This window comes from Bacillus cereus group sp. MYBK220-1 (assembly GCF_051916445.1).
Lineage (GTDB): Bacteria > Bacillota > Bacilli > Bacillales > Bacillaceae_G > Bacillus_A > Bacillus_A cereus.
On record NZ_JBQAGQ010000008.1, the window covers coordinates 55,764 to 73,582 of the forward strand.

Genomic DNA, 17,819 nt, shown 5'->3' on the forward strand with positions numbered 1-17,819 from the left:
TTTTCTCTGAGCGCAATTGTTATGCCTATTTTTCATAATAAATAAAAACCAATTCCCATAATGACATACGCCGCTAGTAAAGTGCCACCTTCAAACCAGTTTGTATCTCCATCATTGGAAATCGCAATCGTTAAGAAAACGGCTGTAATCATAGACACAAGTTCTGGTATGGTAAATACTAAAGGCATCCTTTGCGCGAAGAACATAGATAGCAATACTAATACAGGAGCAACAAACATGGCGATTTGTAATGTAGAGCCTATTGCAATTTCGACTGCAATATTTACTTTATTTTTATAAGCCATAATAATTGCAGACGCATGTTCCGCTGCATTCCCAACAATTGCAACGATAATAACCCCTATAAATAACTCTGACCAACCAAATGACTTTGCAACAGTTTCAAAAGTATGTACGAGTGCCTCTGACACATAAGCTACTGCCAGTGTTGCTATCGCTAAAATAAGGAGCGCCTTCCCTTTTGACCACTCTGGCTCTTCTTCATGCGCTACTTCGTCACTTTTATGTTGATATACACCACGGTGCGTAACTAACTTAAATAGTAATGCAGCAAGGTACATGATAATCATAATAATAGAAACACCTATACTTAATTGATACGTCTTGCCAGCGTCCATCTTCATTGAAAAGATCTCTGGAATAACAAAGGCCACAACAACAGCAAATATTAATAAAGCTGAATTATGCCTTGCATCATATACATTAAAACTTTGTCTTTTGTATTTAAGACCTCCAACAAAGAAAGATAACCCTCCTACTAATAATAAATTTCCAAGTACAGAACCCGTTAAAGAAGCTAACACCACTTCAATTAACCCTGCTTGAAGTGCAAAAATTGAAATGATAAGTTCAACAGCATTACCGAAAGTAGCATTTAATAATCCGCCTATTCTAGGACCAGAAACAATTGCTAGACTCTCTGTTGCTCTACCCATAAAACCAGCTAATGCGATAATCGTAATACAATACACAGCGAACATAATTGTTTCTGGCCAATGAAGTGTTTTTCCAAGTACAGATAGTGGTACACCTATAAGCGCTACTATAAGAAATATTTTATTAAACATGCTTTTCATCCTTCCATCGTATGTATTTCTCCTCAATATTATTATTATTCTTCTCCTAACTTGTCCGATTTCATCACAATTACGTTTAAAAAATCGGATTGAAGAAAACAGTATGAAAGATATTTAAATTATCTTGTTTAAACAGACAGAATTATAAATTGTGAAAAGGGGTTAAAATTATGCACCTAAAAGAAAAAATCGCAACTATTATTCAAGGTCAACGTACTGGTGTATTATCTACAGTACGAAATGAGAAACCTCATAGCGCCTTTATGATGTTTTTCCATGAAGATTTTGTACTATATGTTGCAACAGATCGACAATCAAAAAAGATAACAGATATTGAACAAAATCCTAATGTCCATGTACTACTCGGACGAGAAGGGAAAAAATTAGATGAAGATTATATTGAAGTTGAAGGGTTAGCTTCAATCGAGGAAGACTCAACATTAAAAAACAAGTTTTGGAATAATAGCTTAAAACGTTGGTTACTCGGTCCTGAAGACCCTAATTACGTATTGATCAAAATCAATCCCGACACAATTTATTACATTGATGGTGCGGGTACGACGGAGCCTGAGTTTTTACGACTATAAAATAAAACAAGCCCCCCCCTTAGGTGGGCTTGTTTTGTCGAAAAGTTCTTTTAAAAAAAATAATAAAATAGGTGGAACTTTCCAAAGATTCTGTTATATAATAGCAGTAACTTAAATAAACTGTATTAAAACAGATTGAGAGGAGAAATAAAATTGATGAAGAGAGAAGAACGCAAAAATATGATTGAGTTTATTGAAAAGAAAAAAGGGATTGAGCGTGACGAATTACTGTTTATGACAGACGATGAAGTAGAACATATTTATAATGTAACGTACTTTTTATATGAGGAAATTGCAGAGTAGTATAATAATCCCCACCTTATTAAAAATATAAGGTGGGGATTATTTCGTTATTTAGCCCACTATTTACAGGCAGTAAAACTCCCACCTTAAAATTCAGGTGGAGCAAGAAGTTAAGTTGAAGTCGCGCTTTCTATAAAGCTCAATTGCTTCAACTTTATACATGAGAATCATTTTCATGTATAATACTGTAAGATTGGAGGAATTTTACTATGAGTTCGTGGCTCTTATTTGCACTATTATCAGCAATTGCTGCTGCCCTTGTATCTATTTTTGGAAAGTTTGGTTTAGACGGCATCGATGCAAACGTTGCAACAACAATTCGATCTATTATTATGGCATTATTTATGATAGGCGTTATTATCATACAAGGTAAATTTCAAAATATCGGCGACGTACTGCTAAATAAAAAAGCACTGCTATTTATCACATTAAGTGGGGTTGCAGGTGCTTCGTCATGGCTATTTTATTTTCTTGCCCTCAAAACAGGAAAGGTTTCACAAGTAGCTCCTGTCGATAAATTAAGCGTCGTATTTTCTATCATTCTCGCTATGATTATCCTCGGTGAAAAGTTAAACTTTATGACCGGTGTTGGTGTAGTCTTTATTACAGCTGGTGTATTATTTATTGCTTTCAGCTAAAAAAACCGCTATTAGCGGTTTTTCTTTTTCTTTATGTACAACCATACAACACATGTAACAACTGCTGAAATTAATAAAATCCATATTCCATAATGATGTAAACTATACTCAACGAAGCGCCACTTCTCGCCTAACTTCCAGCCAAGCCCAATAAAAACACTTATCCAAATGAGCGCACCACCGTAAGCGTACAAACAAAAACGCCAAAGTGTCAAATTTGATACCCCAGCAAAATATGCCGTTAAATGACGTACTCCCGGTATAAAATAACCAATCATTAAAAGAAATGGCCCATATTTTTCAAATAAAATATGTGTTTTTTCAATGTGATGTTCTTTAATTCTAATTTTCGGCCCATATTTCTTTAAAACAGGGAGCCCAAGTTTTAAACCTAATATGTAGCTTAACGTGATCCCTAACATCGCACCAGCCATCCCACTTAAAAAAGCAGCAGTTCCTGACATAACTCCTTTTGAAACATTATAACCAACAAAGGTCAATAAAAACTCGTCTGGTATCGGTAATCCGACAATACCACCAGCCAAAGCTATAACAATTCCAAAATAGCCATAATGCGCGATTAACTCGCCAATATGTTGTTCCATTCGGAAGACACATCCTATGCACGATCGTTATTCCACATTGTACCCTTTCTATCTTTAAGGCAAACATGGTATACATATTCACTATACATTGTTTTTATAATGAACTCTACTTCTATTCTTTCCTTTAACAGAGATAAAGTGAAACTTTAATCAGTGGGAGTTTTGTTCATCCTCTACTAATTATTAACCTATGCCAATCTTGCTTCTACAGACATCCCGACTCCCACATAACTTACTTATATTCAACAATTTTGAGATTAGATTCTTACTGCCCGTAAATAACCCGATAAAAAATAAAAATTCATATGCGTGTTTTTTTGTTACAATAAAGGAAAGTTACTTTTCGCAACGGTTTAACTCTCAAGAAAAATGATATATCTAGCAAAAACATAGTTTGGTCTATATAATGCAACTTCTACCTATTAAAAGAACATACACCCTTTTACATACGACATCATTTTTCTAAATTATACAGGGGGGAACGAACATGACCATTGAAAATCAATTTATTCAAAAAGTTTACTATAAAACATTTTTAACAGAAGAAACTTCTACTCCTGCATCGGAAGTACTCGGTGAAGCATATATAAATGAATCTAAAAATGAATTCTCCAACATTTCTAATATTCGATTTGCTCAAGGTGAATTTTATTATCAAAATAAAGATTTTGAAGCAGCTATATTTAAATGGGAAAAAGTAAATAATGCTCTTGCACTTTGGGCGACAAAAAATATTGCAGATGCTTATTTTGAACTAGGATTCTTACCAAAGGCAGAAGAAATTTATCAATCTATTCAAACGGAAGATACAACTCTTACGATGGAGGTTTCCTTACAACTTCTTTCTCTTTATATCGAACAAGATCGTTTAGGACTCGCTTTTAAGACGATTAGTGAAGCTGTTGCATTCCAACCGGATTATCCAAATATTACTGCAATTGCACGTTCTTTCTATGAAAAACAAGAAGATTGGAACAACGCTATCGAACTAGCTGTTCAAGAAGGTATTCGAACACAATCTTTACACTGGTTTGATACGTTAATAAATTACATAAACAAAGGATTTACAAAAAATATTAAGCCTGAATATTTCTATGAGTCTTTAAAAGCTCTATATGCTGTTGATCAAGCTCAATTTAAAGAGCTTGTTATTGCTCTTTGGAATAGCTATCAACATGAATCCTTATACCTTCCTTGGATTCAAAGTATTAATCATTTATTCTTGCATATTGAAACAGACAATAATGACGATTGGAATGAAATTTCTACTCGCTATCAAGAAACATACTTTGCATTAATTACCGGAAATCATTTTATGCATGAATTAAACGGACTTGTACCAAATTTATTAACAAATTGGTTTAGTTTAACGAAAGCAAAAGATTCTCTAGTTGTCTCTGCAGCAGTGTTAGCATGGAATGAAGTCTCACCTACAACTTTAGAATCATTACTCGTAAAAAGTGCTGGATCCTTACTTTCTAATACATCAGCTGAAGCAGATGTAAATATGGAAACAGTTTCTCATTTATTCGAAACAATCGCTGTATGGGCTGAGAAAAATGATGTAGATTTAAGTCATCAATTTACGCTACTAGTCCATGAACTATGTGATTTAAATGTCACACCACTACTAATAGCTGGAACTAGTGACCATGATAAAACATCATTTGTTAATTCAATATTGGGAGAGAACATCTTAACTGAAACTTTAACAACTCCTATTCTATTTAAAGACGCTAGTCAAACTGAAATAACAGAATTTACCGAGTTAGATATACGAAATATCCCTAACCTTGATGAATTCCATCAAATAACGGCTACATCTGCTCAGTCAGAACTTGAGAAAAAATGTATAGAAATTAAGCTACCAAGTAGGTTTTTAAGAAAAAATAAGTTTACATTTCTTCTTACACCATCCATTCAAGAGCAATTGGATAAAAACAATGCATACTTTGAATACTTACAAGCAGCAGATAGTCTTGTTTACGTATTAAATTCTTCTTCACCATTGCATAGTAAAGAAATTGATACATTAATTTATTTACGTGAACAAGTACCAAACTTACAAATTCACTTCGTATTACACACAAATAATACGACTACTAATGAAAAACTAATTAGTAAACTTAAAGTACATTTTCCAGATGCACAATTCTTCCCATACTCTCCTTCGCAAGAGAGTAGCCAGCAACTTGGAGATGTAACAGAATCTATTCTCTCTAATCTTGCAAAACGCGATATAGAAAAAGAACGTATAGAAAAGCTAATATGGTTTACACAAAAGACAATTGCTTATCTCATAAATGAACGTGTGGAATTAGAAAATACATTAGTAAAATCCGTACGCTGGAATAAACACATCTCAGTGAAACTTACTGGATTTATTAATAACCTTACTGCTCTTGAAAAAGATAAAATTCGCTCTATTACCGAATCCTATCTTTTAACGAAAGAAGAAATTACACGAGATATACATTCTCAAATTCCTGAATTATTACAGAGTTGCTCTGATCTTGTTCAAGAAGATAGTGATTTCAAACTAGTTCATGAAGAATTAAATGCTGCAATGAATGAACGTGTTCAAAAGCATGTACAACAGGTACTTCTTCCTAAATTTACTGGGTCTATTCAAGAATGGATTGAAACAGCACATAATGAATTTATTCAAGCTCAAGCTTATTTAGATGAAATGAGTGAAACGTTTAATAAATTATATAAAGAAGAACGTATGAAACTTCCTTGCGATTTCAAATTATTAGATGATTGGAATCGAGATGTTGCACGAATGACAAATCGAATTACAGTAACGAACATCAATATTTTATTACGCTTTACACCGACACAGTTTTTCTTAAAAAGTGCCGGAAAATTATTTGGTAATATGCAAAAAAACCAATCTATGCTCGCCAACAAATATAAACAATATATTGAAACAGAAGACTATACAGAAATTGCTCACACAATTTCCAAACAATTCTTCCTTCAATTTGAAGTATTTGAAGGTGCATTAGAACGTGATATCATGATGTTCTTCAAAGATCCACTTAATATATTGAAACAAAATGTAGATGCAGCTCAACTTGAGATACAGGAAGACGAGCAAACATTAGCGACGCTAAGAAGCAATCCAGAAACATATCATGATCCTTTGGCGTTATTTAAACTACAATTACTACAACATAAATTTGTTTTAAGTACTACAAAGAAACATGAAGATATCTTTGTATCAAACGAATCTCCTACTGTTTAACAAAAAAACCAAGCAAACTAAAATTTGCTTGGTTTTTTTTACTTTATTATTTTCATATGTTCAAACGGATAATAAATGCCTGCTAACTTTCCTAACACATCTTCTCTATCAATAAAACCTAAACCATTTCTACTATCTTTACTTATTAAGCGATTATCTCCCATAACAAAAATCTTATTTTTAGGAACTGTAATCGGTCCAAAGTCCTCTGTTAAATTCATAAGTTTTTTTTCTGCTTGTTTTTTATTACTATCCAAATACTCTTCATCTTTCACTTCAGAATTTACATATAATTGATCATTTCTCATCTCAATTATATCTCCAGGCAATCCAATCACTCTTTTGACATAAAAATTATCTGTTTTCACAACAATAATATCTTCTCTCCCATAGCTTTCAAATTGTTTTGCTAACTTATTAACAATCACCTTATCTCCATCTTGCAACGTTGGCCTCATAGATGCTCCTTTTACAGTCGTCGGAAAAAACACAAAAATTTTCGCCAAAAACACCAATAAACATGCAATTGCAATAGTTCCAAAGAATTCACGCCAACGTTTTTTCTTTTGCATCATTTCACCATCTCATCATCTTTTTACTTTTATTATAAATAATACAACCGATATTTTTCTACAAAATTCTGAATTATAAAATTATAATATTAGAAATTTCAAAATGGTAATACTGATCAAATTAAACAAGCAAAAAAGATACTCTCAAAATAGTCTATCCACTATTTTGAGAGTATCTTTTTATAATCCCACATATACAATACACATTTGAGCAGCTACATATGTAAACCAAATCCAAAGTGGCTCATACTTCAATTTACGCCCTCCGATATCTGTCACGCCAATAATAAAATCAGAAATCACAAACAGTAAACCACCAAACGCTGGTATCCACCATATTCCTGTATTTTCATAATATAAGGCGAATGCAAAGCAAGCCATTCCTCCAACCCACAATCCGTAAATTAGAGCTCCTATCGTAAACAATTTATCCTGTTTATCATTTCGGATAAAGAAGAACCATCCTACAATTAGAAAGAGCCCATATACGAGTAAACCAATCCAAAAACCATTCCACGAAATTCCTGTTTGCAAAAATGCTTTTACATAAAAACAATGAGCAAGAGCGAAAGTAACCATCCCTCCAATTAACCTGTGACCAATTGGAATCAGCCCAGCCATAAACAAATCTCCCACAGTCGATAAAGTCATACCAAGTGCAACCCACGTACTATACTCTACAGATGGATCTTGTAACCATATCCAAATTGCACTACCTGTTAAAGAAAAACTAAGAATAAGACGGATTGCTAAAGGTAACGGCATATTATCTTTCGTTCTTTTTGTCTGCCGCATTGCATAAATTGCACCGATTAAAAAAAGAAGTATTTGCCCAATTAACACCACGTAAAGTAGATTCATAATATGTTCTCCTCAATAAATGCTTTTTGTATCTTTTTTCGTTACACTTAGTCTATTATCCTTTTTCTATAAAAAAAGAAGAACAGTACTGTTCTTCCATTGTAATCGCTTTTCTGCTTTCTATGCTACTTGTTTTTCTTTCTCTATTTTTTGCTTAGCTGGCGTCCGATTTACCACAATAATTCCCGCGGCTACACATGCTAAACCGAGTAACACAAATGAATGAATTGCTTCACCTAAAATCATGCTCGATAATAACACACCAAATACGGGTATAAAGAACATATACATAGATACTTTTCCAACCTTATTGTACTTCATAATTGTATTCCAAATGCAAAAACCAGCTGCAGATAAGAAAGATAAATAAATCAGCATAAGTAGTGCATGTAGACTAAATGTAAATGGCATGACTCCAACTTGTAAAGCCCCTATACATAATAATCCTATAGAACCAAACATCATTTGGTATGCTGTCATATAGCCAACATCTAATGTTTTACTACCTTCTTTTGCTAATATGTTTCCATATGAATACAGCATTGCTGCACTAAGAAGTAATAAGCTTCCGATTCCAAAATGAAATGATAAGCTACCATCACTCGGCACATTTACTAAAACGACGCCACAAAAACCAATCGATACCCCAATTATTTTTCTTATATTGAGAGCATCATCTTTATATAAAAAATGGGCGAGTAAAATTTGAAAGAATGATGATGTCCCTGAAATGATAGCTCCTTCAATTCCTGAACTATAACTCATTCCAATGTAAAAACAGATATATTGAAGAAACGTTTGGAATAAACCAATTTGTATTAACTGTTTCCCCGTTCCTTTTTTGAAGCTCATATCTTTTCCTAACACTTTAAAGAATAATAAGAGCATGACTCCAGATAACAAGAAACGATAACCGGCAAATAATATTTGTTCTCCAACTTCTTGTGGTTGAATTCCAAGTTCAGCATAACTTAACTTAATAAAAGGAAATGCGCTTCCCCATAAAAAAGTTGCTACTATTGCAGCAATAAATACGCCAATCGGATGGGTAAAAAATTTCTCTGTCTTCACTTGTTGTCTTCCTTTCCGACCTTTTTATGAACAATATTCATATATACCAAAGGAATTGCGAAAACACAAGTTTTCCGTTTATACTTGAAACAAAACCGTACCATCTCATAAAAACATATGATATACTATAGAATAATTACAACATAATAACTATTAAAAACAGATTCAACAGAAATGCTGCTATCCATTATGGATGGCAGCTTTCGTCGTTTTATAGGGGTTTCGATTTTGATTATTTTTCTCAATAAGAATTCGGAAGGAGCGAGTAGTAATGAACTCAGAAGTAAAAACGTTACACGCAAAAGAAACAATTTCTCATCCCTCTTTATGGGACACATTAAAAAAACATTATGAACTTGTATTTGCATTGGCATCTGGTATTTTTATTTTAGCTGGCTGGCTATTCACAAAGAACGATGCAATGAATGCAGGTATTACTTGCTATATCCTTGCTTATATAGTTGGTGGATATGCAAAAGCGAAAGAAGGAATTGAAGATACGATTGAAGAAAAAGAGCTAAATGTTGAAATGCTAATGCTCTTTGCAGCTATCGGTGCTGCAATTATTGGCTACTGGGCAGAAGGGGCTATTTTAATCTTCATCTTTGCGCTCAGCGGTGCTATGGAATCTTATACATTAAGTAAGAGCCAAAAAGAAATTTCCGCTCTTCTTGACTTACAACCCGAAGAAGCATTACGCATTTCCAACGGAACAGAGGAACGTATTCCTGTTGGAGAGTTACAAATTAACGACATTATTTTAATTAAACCAGGTGAACGTGTTCCTGCTGACGGTACGATTCATAACGGTGAAACAAATATCGATGAAGCAGCAATCACGGGAGAACCTATTCCAAATGAGAAAAGACATGGCGATGAAGTATTTGCAGGTACTGTAAATTTACGTGGTGCTATCGAAGTTAAAATTACGAAGCCGAGCGATCAAACATTATTCCAAAAGATTATCCGTCTCGTACAAAGTGCACAAAGTGAAAAATCACCATCACAACTATTCATCGAAAAGTTTGAAGGAACATACGTAAAAGGTGTACTACTCGTTGTTGCGCTTATGATGTTCGTTCCTCATTTCTTACTTGACTGGAGCTGGAATGAAACGTTTTATCGCGCTATGATCTTACTTGTAGTCGCATCTCCTTGTGCACTCGTTGCTGCCATTACACCAGCAACGTTATCTGCAATTTCTAACGGAGCAAGAAATGGAATTCTCTTTAAAGGTGGCATACATTTAGAACGCCTCGCTTCAGTAAAAGCAATCGCCTTTGATAAAACAGGAACATTAACAGAAGGAAAACCTACCGTAACAGATATATATGTTCGAGAAAATATGACAGAAAAAGAAGTACTTTCTATTACAGCATCAATTGAAAGTCACTCTACACATCCTTTGGCTGAATCTATTGTTAAATATGCACAACATGCGTACGACATTACATTAAAAAAACCAGAAAAGGTTGAAGATGTAACTGGTTTTGGGCTAAAAGGAATATTCGAAAACAACGCTTATAAAATAGGTAAAGCTGATTTTATCGGTGAAGAAACAAAAACATTTCATAATGGTATTTCTGCCTCACTTGAAAAGGAAGGTAAAACTGTCGTTTATATTAGTGATGAGGGAGGCATTCTTGGACTTATCGCTTTAAAAGATACGCTTCGCCAAGAAACAATAGCTGCTATTCGTGATTTACAAAGCATTGGTGTCGAAGCAATTATGATTACTGGAGATAATGAAGAAACGGCAAAAGCAATTGCCTCTGAAAGTAATATAAAGGAATATTACGCATCATGCTTACCAGAAACAAAAGTTGAAACGATTAAAAAGTTAAAAGAAAAATACGGTACAGTAGCAATGGTCGGAGACGGTATAAATGATGCACCTGCACTAGCTACTGCTAGCATTGGTGTCGCAATGGGAGAAGGAACAGATGTAGCTTTAGAAACTGCGGATGTTGTACTGATGAAGAACGAACTATCTCGTCTTTCTCAAGCAATCCGTCTATCAAAACGAATGAATCGTATTGTGAAGCAAAACGTAATCTTTTCGCTAGCCGTTATTGCCATGCTAATTTGTTCAAACTTCTTGCAATTTTTAGCTCTTCCATTCGGTGTTATTGGCCATGAAGGAAGTACGATTCTTGTCATTTTGAATGGCTTACGATTATTAAAAGGAAGCAAATAAAACGGGTCCCTCATAGAGGACCCGTTTTTTTTAATGATAGCTATTATGACCGTTCGCACTGCTACTCGTTTTATGCTTTGGGTGCGAACTGCTCTTTTGTTTATTATTACTTTTATTATTATGGTTCTTTTTATTATTACTCATGAAATATCCCCCCTGTTCCTTTTTATTATGGAACAAGAGCTCATTATTCATTACGGGAATTATTGTCACCGGTTCTATAATGGTGGAGTAAACCATTAATTTCACCGCCAAGTAAAATTACCCATCCAGTTAAGTAAAACCATAACATTAAAATAATGATACCACCGAGACCACCATATGTATTGGCGTAATTCGCAAACTTATCTACATAATAAGCAAATGAGTACGATACCACAATCCATCCTACAGTAGCAAATAACGCCCCTGAAATAACTTCTCTTCTTTTTAACTTTCGATCTGGTGCAAATGTATATAAGAAACTAAACAAAGCAAATAGCACGAAGAAACTCGCTACTAATCGTGTAATGCTCCATACGAAAGAAAAACTATCTGATAAACCGAGTGCTTTAAACACTGCTGCTCCAATAACTTGTCCGAATACCGGAACAATTAACGCAAAGACAATCATAAAAATAATAGCTAATGTAAACACAATTGATAACGCTCTTGTTGTAATAAAAGAACGTGTTTCCTTCACGTCATAAGCGCGGTTAAAAGCATTCATAACCGCATTAACACCATTTGAGGCAAACCATAACATGGATAATAAACCAAATGATAATAAACCACCATTTTGCTGGTTTACAACTTTATCTACATTTACCTCAATTAAGTTCATTGCATCATCTGGTACATAAACCTCTAATAAACTAAGCACATCCTCTGTTTGAATGGGAATAAATCCAAGAAGCGTAATTAAGAAAACGAGCCCAGGAAAAATTGCAAGCAAGAAGAAATAAGCGAGCTGTGCTGCCAAGCCCGCTACATCATCGCGCATCGTCCGGTCATATAAATCTTTACCAAACGAATAAGTACGATTTCTTCTCACCTTTTCTAAAATTTTTCTCATATATGTTTAAACGCTTTTCTTCTCTTCTTTATCTTGCTTTAACTCAATGTACGCTTCAGTTTTTTTTTCCACTGCATTTGAGTCTTTCATAAATAATTCACGCGCTTCTTTCATACCACCATCTTCAGCAACTATTGGCTCTTCTTCTACTTTCAACTCATCTACCTTTGGAGATACAGCTTGAATTTCAATCGTTTCTGGCTTTTCTTCTGGCTCAACTTTTTTCTTACTAAAAATTTCTTTCGTTTCTTTTAACGTCTCTACAACAGATGGCGTTAATTTTTTAATTTCTGCTACTTTCGCTTTTACCACATTGAAATCAGCAAGTTCGCGTCCTTTATCTGTAACAGTTTGCACTTTTTCTTTGATCTTTGCATTTTCGCCAATTTCAATCATCTTTGTTTTTGCTTTTTCTGCAGTATTTTTTACTTTTTCACGATTTTCTTTCTTCAACATAGATACAGCTACACCTGCAGCTACACCAATCGCAATGTTTCGAGCAATATTATTTTTCTTTGCCATATTCCTTCACCCTTTCATTTCTTATGTTAGAAAGTATTTCTTTCTAAGCTTCCTCATATTCCTTGTTCATTTCGAATGAAAGCTAATAGCTTTGCACACCCTTCTGTTACAAGGTCATATACTTCTTGGAAATTCCCTGTATAGTAAGGGTCGGGAACGTCTGTCCAGCCACCGTCTGGAACAAAATCGGACAGCCTACCAATATAGCCTCCAGTTTTACCTAAACTTTTTAAATCTGCTATATTCTTGTTGTCCATGGCAATAATATAATCAAACTTTGTTAAGTCTTCTTTTTCTACTTGCCTTGCTTTAATTCCTTCAAAAGTGACTGCATTTTCTTTTAAAATTTTTTGTGTTCCTTTATGTGGCGGATGGCCAACATGCCAATCTCCAGTTCCTGCAGAATCAATGACAATTTTCTCTTCAAGTCCCTCTTTTACGACAAGATTTCGAAAAATCGCTTCTGCCATCGGAGAACGGCAAATGTTCCCAAGACAAACAAACAATACTTGAACCATATTTTTGTTTCTTCCCTTCTTGGTGCATTTCTTAATATATACTTATAGTATAAACAACCAATTATTAAATATAAAGGAAATCCCTACTAATTTAATGGGATTGAAAAGATTCATTAACGAAAATGATAAAAAATGTTAAGATAGCCTTATGTTATTTTAAAGGGGGACACTTCGGTGGATTTATCCGTAAAGTCAGAAGAAAACGTTGAATACATGGTCGAAGCTATTAAAGAAAAATTACGTATGGTTAATGCTGGAGCGATGAGAGCTGCTAGTTTTAACGAAGAAATGTACGAAGATTTACGTGACATTTATGATCATGTTATGAAACGTGAAACATTCAGCATTAGTGAAATGCAAGCTATTACAGAAGAATTAGGTACATTAATTAAAAAGTAAAAAAGCCTCTCTTATATGAGGCTCTTTTTTATTTCCAACAAATTCATGACAACTCTTCTCTTTCCCTCAACCAACTGTAAAATATTGTACAATAGAAGTAGAACCTCACCTTAGATTTTTTCTCCATACATACTACTCACAAATAATAGCAACACTACCATTGCTAACTGTTTTTACTGGAGGTGCTTACTTATGAGCAATTGGTACAGTAAGACGAAAGATCAAACATTAATTGACCTAGAAACAAACGAACAACACGGTTTAACAGATGAAATTGTAAGTGAACGTTTAAAGCAATACGGTTCTAATGAATTAGCTACAAAACAAAAACGCACTTTATTGCAGCGTATTTTCGCCCAAATTAATGACGTCCTCGTATATGTCCTTATTATTGCAGCCCTTATTTCTGCCTTTGTAGGTGAATGGGCAGATGCAAGTATCATTGCGCTCGTTGTAGTTTTAAATGCTGTTATCGGTGTCGTCCAAGAATCGAAAGCAGAACAAGCCTTAGAGGCATTGAAAAAGATGGCGACACCTAAAGCTATCGTCAAGCGAGATGGTGAACTAAAAGAAATTCCATCTGAGCACGTCGTTCCAGGTGATATCGTTATGCTCGACGCCGGACGATATATCCCATGCGATTTACGCCTGATCGAAACCGCAAATTTAAAAGTTGAAGAATCTGCTCTAACTGGTGAATCTGTCCCTGTTGATAAAGATGCAATCTACCACCCTTCCATGCAAAGTGATGAGCAAGTACCACTCGGTGATCAAAAGAATATGGCCTTTATGTCTACTCTTGTTACATATGGACGAGGCGTCGGTGTTGCTGTTGAAACTGGAATGAACTCACAAATTGGTAAGATTGCTACCCTTTTACATGAAGCTGACGATGATATGACACCACTTCAAAAAAGCTTAGCACAAGTCGGAAAGTATTTAGGCTTTGTTGCTGTAGCTATTTGTATCGTGATGTTTCTCATAGGCTTTTTACAAGGACGAGATACACTAGAAATGTTTATGACTGCAATTAGTTTAGCCGTTGCAGCTATTCCAGAAGGTTTGCCAGCTATCGTTTCCATCGTTCTTGCAATTGGTGTGCAACGTATGATTAAACAAAACGTTATCATTCGGAAACTACCAGCTGTTGAAGCCCTCGGTTCTGTCACAATTATTTGTTCAGATAAAACAGGTACGTTAACGCAAAATAAAATGACCGTTACTCACTTTTATAGTGATAACACATACGATCGCTTAGAGAGTTTAAATGTAAATAATGATGCGCAACGTCTATTGTTAGAAAATATGGTGCTATGTAATGATGCGTCTTACAATAACGAATCACAAACGGGAGACCCGACTGAAATTGCTCTTCTCGTTGCCGGAACCACCTTTAATATGCAAAAAGATCATTTAGAAAAAATACATGAACGTGTTAACGAAGTACCTTTCGATTCAGATCGTAAAATGATGTCAACTGTACATACATACGATGAAAGCTACTATAGCATGACGAAAGGCGCTATTGATAAGCTCTTACCCCGATGTACCCATATTTTTAAAAACGGCAAAATCGAGATTTTAACTGATTCTGATAAAAATCAAATATTAAAAGCTGCCGGATCAATGTCTCAAGAAGCTTTAAGAGTACTTTCATTCGCATTTAAACAATACGATTCAAACGATGTGGATATAAATCATCTTGAAAAAAATCTTATCTTTATTGGTCTTGTCGGTATGATTGATCCACCACGAACTGAAGTGAAAGATTCAATTAAAGAATGTAAAAAAGCCGGTATTCGCACAGTTATGATTACTGGTGACCATAAAGATACCGCCTTTGCAATTGCCAAAGAACTTGGCATTGCTGAAGAAATATCGGAAATTATGATTGGAACTGAATTAGATAACGTTTCTGATACAGAACTAGCTAGCAAAATTAATCATTTAAATGTATTCGCTAGAGTCTCTCCTGAGCATAAAGTGAAAATTGTAAAGGCATTACGCGCGAAAGGAAATATCGTTTCTATGACTGGTGACGGTGTCAATGATGCACCATCTTTAAAGCAAGCTGATGTTGGCGTAGCGATGGGCATTACAGGAACAGACGTTGCAAAAGGGGCAGCAGATGTCGTGTTAACAGATGATAATTTCTCATCTATTGTGAAAGCCGTTGAAGAAGGTAGAAATATTTATCGTAACATAAAAAAATCAATTCTCTTCCTACTCTCTTGTAACTTCGGAGAAATTATCGCTTTATTTTTAGCGATTTTACTCGGCTGGGCAACACCACTACGACCTATTCATATTTTGTGGGTGAATTTAATTACAGATACACTGCCTGCATTATCACTTGGGGTTGATCCTGAAGATCCAGATGTGATGAAGGAAAAACCACGACATGCGAAAGAAAGCTTATTTAGTGGCAGCGTTCCTTTCCTGATTTTCAATGGAGTTATCATTGGACTTTTAACGCTAATAGCTTTTATCGCCGGAGCAAAATTCTATACTGGAGATACAAATTTATTCCCTCTTTTCCCAGAGCGAATTGATGACGATGCTCTATTACATGCTCAAACGATGGCATTTGTCGTTCTTAGTTTTTCTCAGCTCGTTCATTCATTTAACTTGCGTTCAAGAACGAAATCAATTTTTTCAATTGGGATCTTTACAAATAAATATTTAGTTTTCTCCCTTCTTATCGGTGTTCTTATGCAAGTTTGTATCATCTCCATCCCGCCCCTTGCAAATATATTCGGTGTACATGCATTAACGATGCGAGATTGGGGATTTGTTCTCTTATTAAGTATCATTCCACTTATTGTGAATGAGATTATTAAATTAGTGAAGAGAAACTAAAAGGCAATGAGGAATAGTCCTCATTGCCTTTTCATTTATCCTACTATTTTCCGTGCAGTAAAACTCCCACCTCAAAATTCAGTTTGAGCAAAGAAGTTAGGTGGTGGATTAACTGCCCATAAATGTCCAATTGGTGAAGGCTAATAATTAGTGGGGATGAACAAAACCCCACTGATTAAAGTTTCACTTTATCCTTGTAATTCTTTTTTGATGTTCTCTGTTAATGTAGCCATACGTTTGCGGCTTTCTTCACGCTCACGTTTGTTTTGCTCTTCAATTTGTTGTGTTTCTTGCATACCTCTTGAAATAATGTTCCAAGTTTCCTCAAGTGTTTCCATCTTAATACTAGAAGAACCTGATAATCTCGCTACTTCTACACTTTGCGTTGCGATATTTTGTGCATTTTTCTTAAGTAATTCATTTGTACGGCGATCCAGTTCAGCCATAGAATCCGCAACAAGCTTTTGACGCTTGGCATTTACCGCTTGAATGATACCATTTTTAAAGATAGGAATGGTTGTAATAAATGCTGTATTGATTTTACCAATTAATTTATTATTACCACGTTGAATCATACGAATTTGTGGTGCTGTAAGTAACGCAACCATACGTGCTTTTTCTAAATCGTCAATACGCTGTTCTAAAATTTCAACAGAGTTTTTAAGCGACTCTAATTCAATACCTGCTAATTGATCATTATTACGTACACGCTCTTCATACATCGGAACTAACTCTGTATTTAAACGCTCTAATAACATTTCTCCTGCTACTACGTACTTCTCTAAGTCTAGATAATATTTTAAGTTTTGCTCATACAAGCCATCTAACGTACCAATTGATTTTTTCATCTCATCTTGGTACTTCGTAATTTCCACATAAACTTTATCAATTTCACGGCCCATCGTTTGATACTTGCTAAAAATTTGTTCAATCATTTTATCCGCTTTTTTAAACATACGTGAAAAGAAACCGCTTTTCTCTTCCGCAAAGTCTTTACTATCGAATCGGTCCATAATTTTACCAAGCTGTTTTAATAATTCACCAGAATCTTCTATCTTTGATAATGACATTGTATGTAAAATTTGATCAGCAAAACGTGAAATTTCCATAGAAGGTTCTTTTCCAAGTTCAATTAATTCTAATTGATCTTTAATATCTACCGCATTATAAATACGTTGTACATCCGCATCTTTTCTAAGTTGTAAGCGAACATCTTGTGCTGTTTGTTCATTTAATTCTGTTTTCGGATCTAGTACGACTGGGTTATTCATATGGTATTCTCCCTT

16 protein-coding genes are annotated in these 17,819 nt (G+C 34.7%); 7 read left to right on the forward strand and 9 right to left on the reverse strand.

Features of this window, described 5'->3' with window-relative positions:
• Positions 1-32: 32 nt before the first annotated feature.
• Positions 33-1,088 (reverse strand): calcium/proton exchanger, encoded by a 1,056-nt coding sequence (gene cax, locus ACTFRU_RS24305; protein ID WP_000482133.1) that lies wholly within the window; start codon positions 1,086-1,088, stop codon positions 33-35.
• Between the two features lie 179 nt (positions 1,089-1,267).
• Between cax and ACTFRU_RS24310 the strand changes: the two genes are divergently transcribed.
• The 3 genes from ACTFRU_RS24310 (at position 1,268) to ACTFRU_RS24320 (ending at position 2,625) form a co-directional block, all read left to right on the forward strand.
• A complete protein-coding gene (locus ACTFRU_RS24310; protein ID WP_000550220.1) occupies positions 1,268-1,684 on the forward strand; it encodes a pyridoxamine 5'-phosphate oxidase family protein in 417 nt (138 codons plus the stop codon).
• Positions 1,685-1,840: 156 nt separating this feature from the next.
• On the forward strand, positions 1,841-1,987 hold the full coding sequence (locus tag ACTFRU_RS24315; protein ID WP_000817786.1) for a BH0509 family protein: 147 nt from the start codon (positions 1,841-1,843) through the stop codon (positions 1,985-1,987).
• 209 nt (positions 1,988-2,196) lie between these two features.
• The gene (locus ACTFRU_RS24320; protein WP_000100296.1) at positions 2,197-2,625 is read left to right on the forward strand and encodes an EamA family transporter; all 429 of its coding nucleotides are present in this window, start codon (positions 2,197-2,199) and stop codon (positions 2,623-2,625) included.
• An 11-nt stretch (positions 2,626-2,636) separates the two neighbouring features.
• Here ACTFRU_RS24320 and ACTFRU_RS24325 read toward each other — a convergent pair whose 3' ends face one another.
• A complete protein-coding gene (locus ACTFRU_RS24325) occupies positions 2,637-3,230 on the reverse strand; it encodes a DedA family protein (RefSeq protein ID WP_000434878.1) in 594 nt (197 codons plus the stop codon).
• 487 nt (positions 3,231-3,717) lie between these two features.
• Here ACTFRU_RS24325 and ACTFRU_RS24330 point away from each other — a divergent pair, with 487 nt between their 5' ends.
• Positions 3,718-6,480 carry a tetratricopeptide repeat protein gene (locus tag ACTFRU_RS24330; RefSeq protein ID WP_000151409.1) on the forward strand — a complete coding sequence of 921 codons (2,763 nt, stop codon included), beginning with the start codon at positions 3,718-3,720 and terminating at the stop codon, positions 6,478-6,480.
• A 38-nt stretch (positions 6,481-6,518) separates the two neighbouring features.
• Here the strand turns inward: ACTFRU_RS24330 and lepB are convergent, their stop codons facing one another.
• The 3 genes from lepB to ACTFRU_RS24345 form a co-directional block, all read right to left on the reverse strand.
• On the reverse strand, positions 6,519-7,055 hold the full coding sequence (gene lepB / locus ACTFRU_RS24335) for a signal peptidase I (protein WP_000983308.1): 537 nt from the start codon (positions 7,053-7,055) through the stop codon (positions 6,519-6,521).
• A gap of 177 nt (positions 7,056-7,232) precedes the next feature.
• The gene (locus ACTFRU_RS24340; protein WP_001051080.1) at positions 7,233-7,913 is read right to left on the reverse strand and encodes a lysoplasmalogenase; all 681 of its coding nucleotides are present in this window, start codon (positions 7,911-7,913) and stop codon (positions 7,233-7,235) included.
• Positions 7,914-8,033: 120 nt separating this feature from the next.
• Positions 8,034-8,984: a DMT family transporter gene (locus ACTFRU_RS24345; protein WP_000845697.1), complete on the reverse strand. Its 951-nt coding sequence runs from the start codon at positions 8,982-8,984 to the stop codon at positions 8,034-8,036.
• A 271-nt stretch (positions 8,985-9,255) separates the two neighbouring features.
• On the opposite strand from ACTFRU_RS24345, the gene ACTFRU_RS24350 reads away from it, so the two are divergent.
• Entirely contained in the window at positions 9,256-11,181 is a 1,926-nt protein-coding gene (locus tag ACTFRU_RS24350) for a heavy metal translocating P-type ATPase (RefSeq protein ID WP_006927450.1), read from the forward strand.
• Between the two features lie 187 nt (positions 11,182-11,368).
• On the opposite strand, the gene ACTFRU_RS24355 is transcribed toward ACTFRU_RS24350, so the two are convergent.
• Genes ACTFRU_RS24355 through ACTFRU_RS24365 form a run of 3 tightly spaced genes read right to left on the reverse strand, consistent with a single transcriptional unit; the run spans position 11,369 to position 13,275 of the window.
• Positions 11,369-12,235, reverse strand: a complete 867-nt coding sequence (locus ACTFRU_RS24355) for a YihY/virulence factor BrkB family protein (RefSeq protein ID WP_001226536.1) — start codon at positions 12,233-12,235, stop codon at positions 11,369-11,371.
• 6 nt (positions 12,236-12,241) lie between these two features.
• The gene (locus tag ACTFRU_RS24360) at positions 12,242-12,757 is read right to left on the reverse strand and encodes a DUF4075 domain-containing protein (protein ID WP_001085389.1); all 516 of its coding nucleotides are present in this window, start codon (positions 12,755-12,757) and stop codon (positions 12,242-12,244) included.
• A gap of 53 nt (positions 12,758-12,810) precedes the next feature.
• Positions 12,811-13,275 carry a low molecular weight protein-tyrosine-phosphatase gene (locus tag ACTFRU_RS24365; RefSeq protein WP_000250916.1) on the reverse strand — a complete coding sequence of 155 codons (465 nt, stop codon included), beginning with the start codon at positions 13,273-13,275 and terminating at the stop codon, positions 12,811-12,813.
• A 174-nt stretch (positions 13,276-13,449) separates the two neighbouring features.
• Here ACTFRU_RS24365 and ACTFRU_RS24370 point away from each other — a divergent pair, with 174 nt between their 5' ends.
• Together ACTFRU_RS24370 and ACTFRU_RS24375 are read left to right on the forward strand one after the other, a co-directional pair.
• The gene (locus tag ACTFRU_RS24370; protein ID WP_000366196.1) at positions 13,450-13,674 is read left to right on the forward strand and encodes a DUF1128 domain-containing protein; all 225 of its coding nucleotides are present in this window, start codon (positions 13,450-13,452) and stop codon (positions 13,672-13,674) included.
• A 192-nt stretch (positions 13,675-13,866) separates the two neighbouring features.
• On the forward strand, positions 13,867-16,533 hold the full coding sequence (locus ACTFRU_RS24375) for a cation-translocating P-type ATPase (RefSeq protein ID WP_088362194.1): 2,667 nt from the start codon (positions 13,867-13,869) through the stop codon (positions 16,531-16,533).
• A 188-nt stretch (positions 16,534-16,721) separates the two neighbouring features.
• Here ACTFRU_RS24375 and ACTFRU_RS24380 read toward each other — a convergent pair whose 3' ends face one another.
• Positions 16,722-17,804, reverse strand: coding sequence for a toxic anion resistance protein (locus ACTFRU_RS24380; protein ID WP_001064405.1), 1,083 nt, complete (start codon positions 17,802-17,804; stop codon positions 16,722-16,724).
• Between the last annotated feature and the right edge of the window lie 15 nt (positions 17,805-17,819).